The 676-nt window shown below is 54.7% G+C and carries 1 protein-coding gene; it reads left to right on the top strand.

Translation table 11 applies throughout. The features are described from left to right. The coding region (locus HFP54_RS25070; protein WP_206036407.1) for a hypothetical protein at positions 1-584 on the top strand (584 nt) is incomplete at its 5' end. Positions 585-676: the final 92 nt, after the last annotated feature.

Here is a 676-nt window from a genome sequence, read left to right as displayed (position 1 = left end):
CGTTCGCTGGCAATGGCAATCCAAACTGGAGCGAAATACTGATGCGGAACATCAAGACAACACAGGTGGCGCTAGCGTTGCTATTCGGCATCGCAACCCTTTTCGCACTACGGACGTCCGGCGCAGACGAAAAGATCCGATCATCGAACCGCTTCCGCGTCACAGTCACGAATGTCATTGGCACCGAAGACTCGGTCGTCAAACAGATTCGGATTGATGCGAAACCAGATTCTCACGCAACAATCACGTCGGATAAGAAGGGCGGCGGGGGATTGTCAGCGTCAGCGGGAAGCCTGGATAACCGGCCAGAACAAGGTGTCATCACGGTCGCCGTTCTCGCCGATCACGTCGTGTGGAACGCTGGCGACGTGAACGCACTCAAATTCCTGATGTCAATCCACGGCAACGGCACAAAAGCTCTTATGTCAGACACCGGCCCGATGGTCACAGGAAAGCAACTGAAAGATTTGATCGCCGTGTCATTGAATTCGGGCACGTACGAGTACAACACGGCAGTTCCGATACTGAAATTCAAAGACAAGACGTTTTCGCTCACCGTCGCCGCACCGTCATCCAGACCGTAGTTGCCAGCGAACAACGCCGTGAACCGGAGCGGCGAAGTCGAGCGGATTTACAATGGACAATCAATCGTCGCCGCCCGGTTACGGCCAACGTT

This window comes from Crateriforma spongiae (assembly GCF_012290005.1).
Classification (GTDB): Bacteria; Planctomycetota; Planctomycetia; order Pirellulales; family Pirellulaceae; genus Crateriforma; species Crateriforma spongiae.
Note: the sequence above shows the minus strand (reverse complement) of the source record. Positions and strands in the feature narration are given on the sequence as shown.